We start from the raw sequence: 14453 nt of genomic DNA, 5'->3' as shown, positions 1-14453 counted from the left end.
ATTTTTAAAAAGATGTATGGTCTATCCCCATTTTGTTCAGGCATTTGCTCAAAATCGCTTTATCGATTCGATTCACCTCATAATATTTTTCCCGATACATAGCTTGAATAATATCGCTTATTTCGATCTGCGTTATCGTTTGACTTCCTTGAAAGCTTTTGAACAATAGATTTAATGGTATACCATTTGTATCACCGTGTAATGGTGGTTGAAGGTAATTTATACTTTCGTGGCTTCTATAATTATTTTTTTCATAGAAGCGTTCCCTTTTAATACAATCTTCTTTTTCAGCCTCTGTATGAACAAGTTCTTCCATTTCCGTTTCCAAAATTGAAAAGCGCAGTGCGCTATGCCCCGCTGATATTGCATCCTTTTTCAACAGTTCTTCCATTTTTAATAATGTTGTGGACCCCAATCCATTCCCCCGAACAAGCGGATTTGTTACGATATAGACGATGAAACCAGTATTTACATCAGCTAAATAATGCCCTGTTGCAAAAGAAGCAACCGTATCTCCCTCCATACCTACTAAAAAGCGAAAGCTATTCGGAAAGCTGCTAGTTGCATATTTTAGCCCTTTTTGAAAAACATCATAGGGTTCCCTTACTTCAATCGGAAAGGCTTGATCGTATAGTTTTAAAACACTTTCTAAATTCATTTGATTATCATTCGTAATTTCAGTCCAGTTAATTTCTGCTGTCACAGCACAACACCTTTTCTCTAAATAATTCACAATTCAATTTTACATAATCTTATTTTAAAAAGAAACAAAAGTGATCCAGGTCCCCATTTCCGCCCACCTCCCCAAAATCTGTTCACAAATCTACAAAATTCAACCCAACCTGAATTGCCAAATGTTGTATGATAAAAGAAGAATTGCATCACTAGGAGGTGCCTATATTGCTTGGAAAAAAGATCAAACATGCCGGGCGATATCAAGAAATTGTAAATGCTTTTTTGCGTAACGGCTTTAGTTACTTTGTATATCGGCTTGGCCTGTCTAATCAAATTTCATCAAAAAAACAGCAGGAATCGGAAAAACTTATGAATAAGCAAACGGTTGGCATGAAGCTTCGTAATATTCTTCAAGGACTAGGACCAACTTTTATTAAGCTTGGACAAATTGCCAGCACCCGCCGCGATCTCATTCCTGAGGAAATCACTCGAGAGCTCGAGCAGCTTCAAGATAACGTTGTATCGTTCCCTTTTGAGCAGGTCCGGGAAATTATCGAGGGAGAACTGGGGGATACGTTAGAAAATCTTTTTCAAGATTTTAGTGAGACACCGCTTGCGACGGCGTCAATCGGTCAAGTTCATAGTGCCCATCTCAACACAGGAGAACAAGTTGCTGTAAAAATTCAACGTCCAGATATCGTACCGATTGTCGAAACCGATTTGGAAATCCTTGATGATTTAGCAAGGGGGATGGAGTCAAAAATAGCCTGGGCCAAAACCTATGAAATTCGCAAAATGATCAACACATTTGCGAAAACATTGCGGGCTGAGCTTGATTATTATATTGAAGGCAGAAATTGTGAACGAATTGCCAAGCAGTTTTCTTATCAGCCTGAAATTGAGATTCCCCATGTTCATTGGAAGTATACAACAAAGAAAGTATTAACGATGGATTTTGTGCAAGGCATCAAGGTTAGCAACATCGCAAAGCTGGAGGCTGAAGGCTATGATCGCAGGCTGATTGCTGATCGAATTACACAATCGATGCTTCAACAAATTTTTATCGAAGGCTTTTTTCATGGGGACCCGCATCCAGGCAACATTTACGTATTGCCTGAAAATCGGATTGCCTATTTAGATTTTGGGATGGTGGGTCGACTGAATGATGATACAAAATTTCACTTTGCATCGATGATCATCCATTTGCAGCGCGGCAACACAGACGGGCTTATTAAGGCTATTTCATCAATGGGCATGCTTTCGAAAGAAACAGATATGACTTCCTTTTATAATGAAATTGATCAACTAGTGATGAAATATTACGATGTTTCTTTTAGCAAACTTCAGCTCAGCGAAGCAATCAATGATTTGTTGACCGTTATTTATCATCACCGGATCCAAATCCCTTCAGATCTAACAGTTTTGGCGAAAACACTAATTGTACTTGAGGCGATTATCGAAAATCTTGACCCGGAGTTCAGCATCATGAAAGCAGCCGAGCCATTTGGTGAAAAGCTGTTTCTCCACCGCTACGAACCAACTACTATTTTAAAAAAGTCATGGAAACAATGGGTCGAAAATGCTCAATTTTTATCACAAGTTCCCAAAAATTTAAAAGATCTTTCTAAAACGATTCAAAACGGAGATTTACATTTTAAAATCAGCGTCCCAGAGCTTCAGCTTTTTTTACAAAGGCTAGATAAGATAAGCAACCGGCTTGCTTTTAGTATTATTCTTTTAGCCTTTAGCATTTTAATGGTCGGCCTCATTATTGGATCAGCAATTGCTGACCAAGCCAATCTTTTATGGCAAATACCAGTGATTGAAATCGGTTCGGTTGTTGCCACCCTGATGTTTTTGTTTATTGTTTTTTCAATTTATAAATCGGGGCGGCTGTAAAGGTCTAAGGGTCTTTATTTTTATAAAAATAATAGTAGGCAGGAAATTCACATTGTTGGATTTCCTGCTTATTTTTTAAACTTGCAAGATTGCTTCCTCTTTCTTTACGAAAGTTACTAGTGTTTATACATAGATTTCAATATTCCGCCATAACTTTATTAACACTTTGTGAATAGATTCACAAGGTACTGTTGCAATATTATTAACGGTGGTAATCTTAACACATAGAAATCATCATTTTATATTCTGAAAGGAAGTAATCATCATGATTAACAAATGGTTAAGAGAAAGTAATATATCCGCTGGTATTTTAACAATTATTCGTTTATATTGGGGCTACGCTTTCTTTACAGCAGGTCTTGGCAAATTAACTGGAGGCTTTGATGCAAGTGGTTTCTTAAAAGGAGCAATTGCGAATCCGGTTGCAACTCACGGTGAAGTCGTTTATGGTTGGTATAATTCATTCTTAGAAGGTGTAGCATTACCCAACATTGGATTATTTAACGTTCTAGTTCCTTGGGGCGAAACATTAGTTGGTTTAGGTCTTATGCTTGGATGCTTAACAACTGCCGCTGCCTTCTTCGGAATGTTGATGAACTTCTCATTCCTATTAGCTGGAACAGTTTCTCACAACCCTACTGATATTTTAATGGGCGTAATCATCGCCGCAGCTGGCTACAATGCTGGTAAATTCGGTTTAGACCGCTTTGTATTGCCTTTCTTACGCAAAATGTTTAACAAAGAAGGTCACAAAGCAGAAAAACATACAGCCCCTCATTCAGCTTAATAATGAAAAAAGCAAACCATTTTAGGACTCGATGGTTTGCTTTTTTTGTACTGATAAGAAAGGACATCGACTTCCGCCATTGCGGGCGGAAAGTCGTGTCTTTCTAATTTTGGATTATTTTTTTTAAACCCAGCCTAAAATTATTTCACGTAACAGCTTACTTGCTGTATTTGCAGTTTGCTCTGATGGGTCATAGATTGGCGCAACTTCCACTAAGTCAGCACCGACAACTTTTATGTCAGACTTAGCAATTTCGTGAATGGAGGCGAGAAGTTCACGGGACGTGATTCCGCCGGCGTCAACTGTTCCTGTACCAGGTGCATGCGCTGGATCTAGTACATCAATATCAATAGTAACATAAACCGGGCGTCCTGCTAGCTTTGGCAAAATTTCTTTGAGTGGCTCAAGCACTTCAAATTTCGCAATATACATGCCTACTTCTTTGGCCCATTGGAATTCTTCCTTCATGCCGGAACGAATTCCAAAAGAAAATACGTTTTGCGGTCCGATCAGTTCAGCCGCCTTGCGAATTGGCGTTGAATGGGAAAGCGGCTCCCCTTCATAATTTTCACGAAGATCCGTATGAGCATCCATATGAATGATCGCAAGGTCCGGATACTTTTTGTACATTGCTCTAATAACCGGCCAAGTAACTAAGTGCTCGCCACCCATTCCAAGCGGGAATTTGTCTGCTGCTAAAATTTGGCCAACAAAATCTTCAATCATATCAAGGCTCCGTTGAGCATTTCCAAAAGGAAGCGGAATATCACCAGCATCATAATATTTCACTTCTTCAAGCTCGCGGTCCAAATACGCGCTATATTCCTCCAACCCAACGGAAACCTCACGAATACGTGCCGGGCCGAAGCGAGAACCTGGGCGAAAGCTTACGGTCCAATCCATTGGCATGCCATATAATACGGCTTCACTCTCTTCAAAGTTCTGGTGACTTTTTATAAAAACATTACCTTGATAGGCTTCATCAAATCTCATCTAATTTTTCCTCCTCAAATTGTGGGACAGAGGGTCGGGTTCCGCGTCCCTGGGACACAGGGCCAGGAACTGTGTCCCAGTTCCGTTCATTTTGTTAAATCTTCTACAAAGCGCGGCAGCACAAATGCCGCTTTATGAAGTTCTTTTGTATAGTATTTTGTTTCAATATCATGGAAACGACTTTCTTCCACCGCTAACGGGTCGTGCTTTTTCGAACCGATCGTAAACGTCCACAGTCCACTTGGATAGGTTGGGACATTGGCTATATAAAGCTTTACGATCGGAAAAATTTCTTTGACATCGCGTTGCACGTCACGGATTAAATCCGCTTTGAACCATGGATTGTCAGTTTGGGCAACAAAGATGCCATCCTCTTTCAATGCTTTTGCAATACCTGCATAAAAGCCTTTTGTAAAAAGATTAACAGCAGGTCCAACCGGTTCCGTTGAATCGACCATAATGACGTCATACACATTTTCTGCCTTGGCAATATGCATGAAACCATCGCCAACAATGACTTTGACACGAGGATTTTCAAGCTCACCGGCGATCTCAGGAAGAAACTTCTTCGAGTATTCAATCACCTTGCCATCAATTTCAACCAATGTTACCTTCTTCACGCTCGGGTGTTTTAAAACCTCACGAATAACACCACCATCTCCCCCACCAACAACCAGTACGTTCTCAGGATTCGGGTGTGTAAATAACGGAACATGGGCAACCATTTCATGATAGACAAACTCATCCTTCTTCGTCGTCATAACCATTCCATCTAAAATCAACATATTGCCGAATTCCTCTGTTTCCACCATATCTAATTTTTGAAATTCAGTCTGTTCTGTATGTAAAGTCTGCTTAATTTTTGCCGTAATTCCATAGCTTTCGGTTTGTTTTTCAGTAAACCATAATTCCATCGTTTCTTCATTCCTTTCTTAAAAAGTTCAATAATGCCTAACATAATCTACCTTTTAATGTTCCCTATGTCCTCGGTAAAAATCATGAAGATCTGGAAAAATCCGAAAGTCCAAGATAAAAGTATAGATTATTACTGCAAAAATGCAAGAAATTTTTTCTAACCGTTCCTTGTTATGTTTATTTTCTATAAAAACCTCCAATACTAGTTAATAAAATCTCGTAGAAATTGGGACAGAGGGTCGGGATCTGTGGCCCGAATTGGGACACAGATCCCGACCCCATGGCTCTCCACAAAAAAAGGGGGATTTTATTGGAGCTTATTACTCAGGAAAACCTTGATAAAACGCGAAGATGGCTGCGTGCTATTTTAGTAATTGGAATGATCCTATTAATCTTATTTATTATTTTCATTGCCGGCTTAATAACCTATGGGAAGGCGAAGGGGCCGCCGCCTCTGGCAGTCCCGCAAACGACGATTTTTTACGCGCAGGATGGGAAAACGATTATTGGCGAAAGCATTCATAACGGAGAGAACCGTTATTGGATGCCTTTGAGTGAAATTTCGCAAGAGGTTATTGAGGCGACGATTTCGATTGAGGATCGGAAGTTTTATAATCATTATGGTTTCGATGTGAAGCGGATTGTCGGGGCGATCATTGCCGATATTAAAGCGATGGCCAAAGTTCAAGGAGCAAGCACGATTTCACAGCAGTATGCCCGTAACCTATTCTTAGAGCATGATAAAACGTGGAAGCGGAAATTTGATGAGGCTCTTTATACGGTTCGGCTTGAAACGAACTATAATAAGGATGAAATTTTGGAGGGCTACTTAAATACGATTTACTATGGACACGGTGCCTATGGAATTGAAGCGGCTGCTAACTATTATTTTAACAAACATGCAAAAGACCTAACATTAGAGGAGGCCGCGATGCTGGCGGGGATTCCGAAAGCACCAAGCTATTATTCACCTTTTAATGATGAACAAAAAGCAAAAACTAGACAAAAAATAGTTTTACAGTCGATGGAAAATAACGGCTTGATCACAGAAGCCGAGGTAAACAAAGCGTTCGAAACACCATTACAATTCAATACGGATCATGACATTACCCATAAGCAAATAGCTCCCTACTTCCAAGATGCTGTTAAGCTTGCTTTAAAGGATGTCGTAAAGCTAGATGAGCGGACAATAGAATTAGGCGGCCTCCGCGTCTATACAACATTGGACCCGACGGCGCAAGAAATCGCTGAAACCAATATTGCCAATATCATCAATCCGAAGTCGGAAATTCAAGTTGCCCTGATGTCGATGGAGCCGAAGACCGGAAAAGTGCGGGCATTGGTTGGCGGTCGTGACTATATAAAAAGTCCTTTTAATAGGGTAACTCAGGCTGAACGGATGCCAGGTTCGACGTTTAAGCCGTTTCTTTTTTACGCAGCCTTAGAAAATGGCTTTACACCTTCGACGAAAATGCGTAGCGAACCGATGAATTTTCCGTATGACGAGGGCCGGGCCGTTTACCGCCCTGACAATTATAATAATTACTATGCCAATGATTTTATAACGATGGCCCAAGCTCTAGCCTTATCTGACAATATTTACGCTGTGAAGACCCATATGTTTTTAGGCGTCAATAAGCTCGTAGAAACGGCTAAGCAGCTCGGCATTACAAGTGACCTAACCGCGGTCCCTTCCCTAGCACTTGGTACATCCTCTGTCAAAATGATGGATATGGTGAAAGCTTACGGGATGATTGCTAACGGCGGAATTTCAGTCACACCTATTTTTATCGAAAAGGTCGTCAACCATAAAGGCGAAGTCATTTATCGGAGCAAACGGGAAAAAGAACAAGTTTTGGATCCGGCCCTTGCTTTTGTCACAGCCCATTTAATGACCGGAATGTTTGATAAAAAATTAAATTCCTATACATCCGTGACTGGTCAATCAATCGCCAATGGGCTGACGCGTCTATATGCCGGCAAATCTGGTACAACAAAAACAGATAGCTGGATGATCGGCTTTACCCCACAGCTCGTAACTGGGGTTTGGATTGGCTATGACCGGGATGAAACAATCGATATTGTTGCTGAACGAGCCTACGCAAAAAGAATTTGGGCGAAATATATGGAGGAAGCTTTGCAGGATAAACCATTTGTAGGGTTTAAACCACCAAAAGGTGTCGTTCCCGCTTATGTCGACCCGGCGAACGGCTTATTAGCTACAAGTGATTGCAAAAATGCTCGCTTAACCTACTTCGTTGAAGGCACAGAGCCGACAGAGTATTGTTCAGTGCACTTACCGAATGGTGAAGAAAAACACGAAGAAAAAGAAGGTTTAGAAGAACAGCCGGACAAAGGCTGGTTTGAGAGGATATTTAAGTGGTGGTAGATGGAGCACATCGACTGAGATAAAGGAAACACGGCGAACTTTGTGAGCCGATGTTGACTTATCGTAGGGAGGTGGGTGAAGTTTACTAGTTGCTGGGTGCTGGAGCTGGACAGAAAAGAAAAGAAACCAAGGTTCCCCAAAAATGGGCGCCTTGGTTTCTTTCTGTCCTAGTCTATGTGTGAAATTAGACTAATTATTAGTTTACTTTCTTTTAGGAAAAACCTCAAGATGTTCACAGAATGTTCAGAAATAGTCCAAAAATTCCGGTAACTTTATTGTAATTTTTTGAAATAATAATTAATAATTTTGAGGTTAGGAGACTTTAATTGTCCCCTAACAGTTATTTTTCAGGCAGCAAGGCGTTTTTTAACTCTTCTGCGGAATTGTCCCACATTTCTTGATTAAAGTTTTTCAAAAATTCTCCTAAAACCAGTCTGGATTGCTCATCCATATTATTCACGATGACCCTTCCCTTTAGTGAACGATCCATGTTGTTCACGTGCTCCGGCATTGATTTATAGCCGCGTCTTGCCTCACTATCAATGAAGAGCTCACAAGTCCCAAGGCCATGATAGTATGGCCCTTCCTGCTTACGGTGAACGGTCACCCAAACAACCCAATAGGTTTTGCCGTTTGGAACCTCGTCCCGGTTCGTCAGCATCTTTATTCCTTTTTCAATCTTGCTTCTTGCATGCAAGGCCCCCATATCGATAAAGGCTTCCCGTGTTTCAGTATCAATCATAACGGGCGAAACATTATTCAGGCTAATAGCCCCTACTCCATAGCCGCCATGCCCATCTGTGGAATCATTCTTTATAATATTAAAACCAGTACCTTGGCTTTTATTATTCATTTATGAAAGCACCCCTTATCTTTTAGAAAATAACAAACTAACTTTTTGGTTAAAATATTATCATTAACATAATATCCCTATTTTAGCATCCTAACACAGAAACTTCACCTTTGGCGACTTGTTGAAAAATGAAGGATTTTTTTGTTTTTATAACGAATCTTAAAAGAGAATCTACAACTAGGATAAAGGAGAGAATATTATGCCATATGTAACAGTTAAAATGTTAGAAGGACGTACTGACACGCAAAAGAAGGCCTTAGCAGAAAAAATAACAGCAGCCGTTGTTGAAACAACAGGAGCACCTGCTGACCGAGTTCACGTTATGATCGAGGACATGCCAAAAACAAACCTAAGTGTTGGCGGAAAAATGGCTAACGAATAAAAAACATTATCCAGTTTAGACAAAGTAACCAAATCATTACAGTATTAACAATCACAGAAAGCACATATTAGAGTATGGAAAGCAATAAAATTGCTTCTCAATCTCTATAAAGGAAGTGGCTTCAAATTGAATAATTGGTTATCTGCGCTCTTCAGGACAAAGAGAGGACTAAATATTTTAAATATGTTTGGTAATAGAAGAAACAATAGAGGGATAATTTGGGCTTCCTTGTTAGGTCTGGGGGTTAGTACAGCCGTTTATGGTTTACGAAATACTCGAAACACTAATATCCTACAACCTATTCAGAATGTAATGAATAGGGTTCAATCACGTACAGCAGGACCGATGCCAAATATGGCTGACTTAACGGAATTTTCAGAGGAATTAATTCCTCAGCAAAATATTAACAAAAATAAATAAATCTCATTAATAAAATAACGCCCGCATAATAGTGGGCGTTATTTTGTATATTTTTGAAAATTTATCGAAAATAATTTACAAAAGCTAAAAGCTTTATTAACCATAACACTGGTAATGCTACCAATTAATGCACTACTAATAATATCAGTTAGATAATGATGACCTACCCAAATACGGGAGAAACCAGTTAACAAAGATAAAATCCACATAATGGATCCAAGAAGACGTTCTTGAAGGAAAATAGAAGTAGATATAGCAAATACCAAAAGGGTATGTTTACTCGGAAATGAGGAATCCACTTTTGAAGGAATGAGAATGCCTACACGATGTTTTATAAATGGACGTGGTCTATAATAAAACAATTTAATTACTTTGTTAATTAACAAAGTAATTCCTGAAGAAATCCCTGCACAATACACTGCTTTTTTATCAGAAGTCTTTCTAAACCACATAAAAATCATAACAAATGCAAATACATAACGAACTTTTTTCGATAAAAATATCATTAGAAAATCGATAGGAGTACAACGACCAGAAAGTTGATTAATTGATTTAAACAATTTGTAGTCCATATAATACTCTCCTTATTTTGTAGATAAGTATTAAATTACCCACCTTAACAAGATATATGTAAAAATCCGGAAACAGACTGTTTTTTTAAATCAAATATTACCGTTGATGTTGTTGGAAGCGAACAATGGCTAGGTCTATACTGACCTAGCCATTGTTATTGTTTGTTCACGCAGACTGTCGATATATTGATAGGCCTGCTCGACTTCTTCGTCTGTGTAGCGTTGTTTCGCTTTTAAGGTGAATACTTTTTCTTTTACTTGATCTTTCGGAAGGTCATCAAAGTAAAGTACAGTTGAGACGAGCTCTAGGAAGCGGGAACTCTGTTCATTCATATTTTTCACACATGATTCTAGGTGTGGCATGTCTACTTCGAAGTGGCTTAAGAACTGCTCGCCTTCTTCAGATAATGTATAGCGATATTGGACGTAGCCGCCCTTTTTTTCTTTTTGCTCGCTTAAAAAGCCGTTGTTTTCAAGCTCTTCGACCCGTAATGTCAATTCCTCTGAATAGGGGCCGAAAAAGTGAAAGTTATATTTTTCATGAAAAGGAAATTGGAGTTTTTTTGCGATGTAAACCATCTTTTGGAGTTTTTTTCTACCAACGATTTCCCCCGCATATGAAAATACCTTCATTAATTTCGCATGATCCTGTAACATCAGGCCCTCTCCTATCCTTGCAATATTTCTTTTATTCTTTTCTTTACGTCACCCTCAGGAAGATTGTCGACAAAATCCACGGGATAATAAAGTTTGTGGTCTGTTCGTTTTTTGCCGGAAATCGATTCAACGATCTCTGATTCACGCGAAAGTTCACGCAGCTCACCGTTCGGCATTAATAAATAGATGGGGATTCGCTCCCCTTCTTCTCCCGGTCGGTAAAAATCGTATGGTAAATCTGAAGAAGAATCAACCTCTAAATAATAATTCGTATCGATTCCAACCTCATTAAAAAGCTTCATTAATTCCATCAACTTCATGTAGCCGGAGTTTGGATTAAACTCTATATACTTAAAAAGATTACGATTCATAAAGCGGGTGCATAGATCCTTTAATATCGCGTCATTTTCATGCATCCAATTTTGGAAAAAGAACAGCATGACCGACTCATCCAATGCCAAGTAATCTTTCAGACTTACATTCCCATTAAATAGTGAATAAAAATGCGTCGGTTCCATTGAGAATCTATAGCCTTCCTGGTACAACTTTTTGGCACGATGAAGAATTTTCGTTAAAATAACCTCCGCACTCCGCGTCACAGGATGAAAATAGACCTGCCAATACATTTGGTAGCGGCTCATAATATAGTCTTCGACAGCATGCATCCCGCTCTTTTTAATGACGACCTGGTCCTCAGTCGGACGCATCACACGCAGAATTCGCTCCATATCGAAATGGCCGTAGCTTACCCCTGTGTAAAAAGCATCACGCTGCAAATAATCCATACGGTCGGCATCAATTTGGCTTGAAATCAGGCTGACAACAAGCTTGTTTTCATATGTTTTGGCAATCACCTCTGCAACCTTTTTCGGAAAATCATCGCTGACTCTTTTTAATACTTTATTGATCTCCGTGTCACCAGTAATAATCGCTCTTGTCCATTTTTCATGATCCAGCTGAAACACTTTTTCGAACGAATGTGAAAATGGACCGTGTCCAACATCATGCAATAAGCCGGCAGATAGACATAACAGCCGTTCGGAATTATCCCAATGCTCGCGCCCTTGGAAAATATCAATGATTCTCCTTATAATTTCATAGACACCAAGTGAATGGTTGAAGCGGCTATGCTCAGCCCCATGAAACGTAAAAAACGTCGTCCCAAGCTGGCGCACTCTCCGCAGGCGTTGAAATTCGGCTGTACCGATTAAATCCCATATTAATTTATCCCGAACATGCACATAGCGATGGACCGGGTCTTTAAATACCTTTTCTTCATGTAACTGTTCATTTACGTAAGCCATTTTGAAAGGTACTCCTTTCGCAAAAAGGACCATGATAAATGTCTAGCTCCAGCGCCTCCAGTTTGTACGGCGATGAGCAAGGCGCTTCCGCTTTTCTTATGATCTCTTTTATACTTTTTCCATTATACATTCTATTCTTCCACCAAAAAACCTCTTTTTTCAACAAAAAGAGGTTTATTTCGCCAGCCATATACAGTTATGCACTTTTCAATTATTTTATTTTTTTCTCAAGTTTTTCAATTAACTCGTCTTCTGTTGGTGCTGAAATCGGACGATTATTTAAAAAGGCAAATGATTTCTTTCGACCGGGACCACAATAAGATTGGCAGCCAATGACAACTTCGGCGTCCGGATCAAGCTGTTTTAACTTTGGTAATAAAGTTTTCAAGTTAGTGCCTAGGCAATCATCACAAACTCTGAATTCATTTTTTGACATCACACCCACCTGCCTTTCTGATCATTTTCCAACTAAAAAATTCAACCGTTCATACTAATTTTTATATACTTCCCATTATGGGTAACTTTTTCAGTTTCTATTATGTAAGCCAATCGGCTTTTATCTATTAATCGAATAAAGCTAAACAAAAGTCATTTTACCACTTCCCGCCGTTTGTATCAATGACAATAGGCTTGCTGGTGTAATTTTTAAGCCTAATGGTGTAAAGGTTTCCCACCTTTTCTCTACTATCCTTTTAAAATATGTATAATTTTTTTTGAAATTGTCCATCCTATAACTAACAGAAATTTTACTTATTTTACTTTTACTAGAAAAATATTAAAGGAGTTGTAAGATGTGATGATTCAAAGACAGGATGCATGGTCTGAAGAGGATGATCTGCTATTGGCAGAGACCGTATTGCGTCATATTCGGGAGGGTAGCACCCAGTTAAACGCATTTGAGGAGGTCGGTGACAAACTAAACCGGACGTCGGCCGCATGTGGATTCCGCTGGAATGCCGTTGTGAGGCAGGATTATATGAAAGCAATTGATTTAGCTAAAAAACAACGTAAACAAAGACAGCGTGCTTTAGGAGAAAAAACAAAGCCACTGTATACACCACCTGATCCAACATTTTCGTTTGAGGTTTCAGAGGAAATCATGGTGGAAAAAGATGCTAGAAACGAAGAAGCAGCAGTGGTTACCAATACTATCACGCCCGAGAGAAGCTATGTGCAGTCTTCAAAGGCGCTTTCAATGGATGATGTCATTTTATTTTTAAGCAATTTGAAAAATAGTGACCATCAATCTACGAACATGCAGCAGAAGAATGATAGATTAAAAATGGAAAACAAAGGGCTTGCTGATGAAATTGCTATTTTGAAAAAGCAGCTTGAGCAAACGGAACGTGAATTCCAAACGATCCAAGAGGATTACCAGGCCCTTGTTAAAATAATGGATCGGGCACGAAAAATGGTGTTATTTGAGGATGAGGAGAAACCGACAAATACATTTAAGATGGATAAAAATGGGAACTTGGAGCGAATTGCGAAATAGCAAGTGGAACACAGGGGGGCGCCGTCCTGGTGTGACACGGGGGCGGGTTCTCCGGCCCAGTTTGAGTCCTATTTTTCGTGGCTTTTGAAGCCGCGGGGGCGGGAACTGTGTCCCATCTGGGCAAATATCCATTAGAACAAGCGTAGCTAATTACAGCTCGCTTGTTTTTTATTTTGTATTGGCGAATGCTATAATTGTTTTTAAAGAATTTTGTACGAAAAAGGGGAATTAACTATGCAGGACATCAACCCGCTTTTACAGCAGCCAGAGTGGCGTTATATCGATCATTCCAGTCTTGGATTGTATTTCAGTCCACTGCAGTCATTTGCCTATGATGATACGTTTTGTTCATCTGTTGGAAGTGGCCAGTCGGCACCTGTTATTCGCACTTGGATTCATGCGCCAACGATTGTCCTCGGCATTCAGGATGGCAGATTGCCTTTCTTGGAACAAGGTGTGGCATTTTTGGAGGAAAAAGGCTATCAATCTATTGTTCGTAACTCCGGCGGATTGGCTGTCGTTCTGGATGATGGTATTTTAAATCTTTCGCTGATTTTACCTGAAGGAAAGGGAATTGATATAAATCGTGGCTATGAGGCAATGTGGAATTTAATCCGGCTCATGTTATCCGGATTTGACGTGCAGGTTGATGCGAGGGAAATTGTCGGCAGTTATTGCCCGGGAAGTTTTGATTTAAGTATTGGCGGTAAGAAATTTGCTGGTATTTCGCAACGAAGGCTGCGCGGCGGGGTTGCTGTGCAAATTTATCTTTGTGTAACCGGCAGCGGTAGTTTGCGCGCTGAAATTGTACGGGAATTTTATCATCGTGCCTTGCAAGGAGAGAAAACAAAATTCACCTATCCTACGATTGTCCCCTCCACGATGGCCTCATTATCCGAGCTGTTGGGTAAGACCATAACAACAGAGCAATTGATTACGTTGATGTTGAAGACATTTGGGGATTTGGATGCGGGAATCACGACTACGCCTTTAAGTGAGAAGGAACTGGAATTGTATCAATACAATTATGACCGGATTTTGAAACGAAATGAACAATAAAAGCATGGTGATAGACTGGGACTTAGAGCTGGGGCCAGTGTTGATCAACATGC

The 14453-nt window shown here is 39.8% G+C and carries 15 protein-coding genes; 7 read left to right on the top strand and 8 right to left on the bottom strand.

Annotated features, from left to right (window positions below; genetic code table 11):
• Positions 1 to 4 precede the first annotated feature (4 nt).
• Positions 5 to 703 (bottom strand): GNAT family N-acetyltransferase, encoded by a 699-nt coding sequence (locus P9E47_RS04140; RefSeq protein WP_326162647.1) that lies wholly within the window; start codon positions 701 to 703, stop codon positions 5 to 7.
• Positions 704 to 900: 197 nt separating this feature from the next.
• Between P9E47_RS04140 and P9E47_RS04135 the strand changes: the two genes are divergently transcribed.
• Complete coding sequence (locus P9E47_RS04135) at positions 901 to 2574, top strand: ABC1 kinase family protein (RefSeq protein ID WP_003333126.1); 1674 nt, start codon at positions 901 to 903, stop codon at positions 2572 to 2574.
• Positions 2575 to 2839: 265 nt separating this feature from the next.
• Positions 2840 to 3361, top strand: coding sequence for a DoxX family protein (locus P9E47_RS04130; protein ID WP_003333127.1), 522 nt, complete (start codon positions 2840 to 2842; stop codon positions 3359 to 3361).
• A 123-nt stretch (positions 3362 to 3484) separates the two neighbouring features.
• On the opposite strand, the gene speB is transcribed toward P9E47_RS04130, so the two are convergent.
• Both speB and speE read right to left on the bottom strand, forming a co-directional pair.
• On the bottom strand, positions 3485 to 4354 hold the full coding sequence (speB, locus tag P9E47_RS04125; protein ID WP_326162646.1) for an agmatinase: 870 nt from the start codon (positions 4352 to 4354) through the stop codon (positions 3485 to 3487).
• Between the two features lie 86 nt (positions 4355 to 4440).
• On the bottom strand, positions 4441 to 5268 hold the full coding sequence (gene speE / locus P9E47_RS04120; protein ID WP_326162645.1) for a spermidine synthase: 828 nt from the start codon (positions 5266 to 5268) through the stop codon (positions 4441 to 4443).
• 311 nt (positions 5269 to 5579) lie between these two features.
• On the opposite strand from speE, the gene P9E47_RS04115 reads away from it, so the two are divergent.
• Positions 5580 to 7658: a transglycosylase domain-containing protein gene (locus P9E47_RS04115; RefSeq protein WP_326162643.1), complete on the top strand. Its 2079-nt coding sequence runs from the start codon at positions 5580 to 5582 to the stop codon at positions 7656 to 7658.
• A 340-nt stretch (positions 7659 to 7998) separates the two neighbouring features.
• On the opposite strand, the gene P9E47_RS04110 is transcribed toward P9E47_RS04115, so the two are convergent.
• Positions 7999 to 8511 carry a YwhD family protein gene (locus tag P9E47_RS04110; RefSeq protein ID WP_326162642.1) on the bottom strand — a complete coding sequence of 171 codons (513 nt, stop codon included), beginning with the start codon at positions 8509 to 8511 and terminating at the stop codon, positions 7999 to 8001.
• A gap of 199 nt (positions 8512 to 8710) precedes the next feature.
• Between P9E47_RS04110 and P9E47_RS04105 the strand changes: the two genes are divergently transcribed.
• Both P9E47_RS04105 and P9E47_RS04100 read left to right on the top strand, forming a co-directional pair.
• A complete protein-coding gene (locus tag P9E47_RS04105; RefSeq protein ID WP_003333132.1) occupies positions 8711 to 8893 on the top strand; it encodes a 2-hydroxymuconate tautomerase in 183 nt (60 codons plus the stop codon).
• A gap of 126 nt (positions 8894 to 9019) precedes the next feature.
• Positions 9020 to 9313 (top strand): hypothetical protein, encoded by a 294-nt coding sequence (locus tag P9E47_RS04100; protein ID WP_003333133.1) that lies wholly within the window; start codon positions 9020 to 9022, stop codon positions 9311 to 9313.
• Between the two features lie 38 nt (positions 9314 to 9351).
• Here P9E47_RS04100 and P9E47_RS04095 read toward each other — a convergent pair whose 3' ends face one another.
• The 4 genes from P9E47_RS04095 to P9E47_RS04080 form a co-directional block, all read right to left on the bottom strand.
• Positions 9352 to 9885, bottom strand: coding sequence for an undecaprenyl-diphosphatase (locus P9E47_RS04095; RefSeq protein WP_035195435.1), 534 nt, complete (start codon positions 9883 to 9885; stop codon positions 9352 to 9354).
• 135 nt (positions 9886 to 10020) lie between these two features.
• Complete coding sequence (locus P9E47_RS04090; RefSeq protein ID WP_003333136.1) at positions 10021 to 10542, bottom strand: YwgA family protein; 522 nt, start codon at positions 10540 to 10542, stop codon at positions 10021 to 10023.
• Between the two features lie 11 nt (positions 10543 to 10553).
• Positions 10554 to 11846, bottom strand: coding sequence for an HD domain-containing protein (locus P9E47_RS04085; RefSeq protein ID WP_003333137.1), 1293 nt, complete (start codon positions 11844 to 11846; stop codon positions 10554 to 10556).
• 211 nt (positions 11847 to 12057) lie between these two features.
• Positions 12058 to 12282 carry a DUF1450 domain-containing protein gene (locus tag P9E47_RS04080; protein ID WP_003333141.1) on the bottom strand — a complete coding sequence of 75 codons (225 nt, stop codon included), beginning with the start codon at positions 12280 to 12282 and terminating at the stop codon, positions 12058 to 12060.
• Between the two features lie 360 nt (positions 12283 to 12642).
• Here P9E47_RS04080 and P9E47_RS04075 point away from each other — a divergent pair, with 360 nt between their 5' ends.
• Positions 12643 to 13341, top strand: a complete 699-nt coding sequence (locus P9E47_RS04075; RefSeq protein ID WP_003333142.1) for an RsfA family transcriptional regulator — start codon at positions 12643 to 12645, stop codon at positions 13339 to 13341.
• Positions 13342 to 13575: 234 nt separating this feature from the next.
• Positions 13576 to 14400: a lipoate--protein ligase family protein gene (locus tag P9E47_RS04070; protein WP_326162641.1), complete on the top strand. Its 825-nt coding sequence runs from the start codon at positions 13576 to 13578 to the stop codon at positions 14398 to 14400.
• Positions 14401 to 14453 lie beyond the last annotated feature (53 nt).

The organism is Schinkia azotoformans, assembly GCF_035811335.1.
GTDB lineage: Bacteria > Bacillota > Bacilli > Bacillales > Bacillaceae_J > Schinkia > Schinkia azotoformans.
Note: the sequence above shows the minus strand (reverse complement) of the source record. Positions and strands in the feature narration are given on the sequence as shown.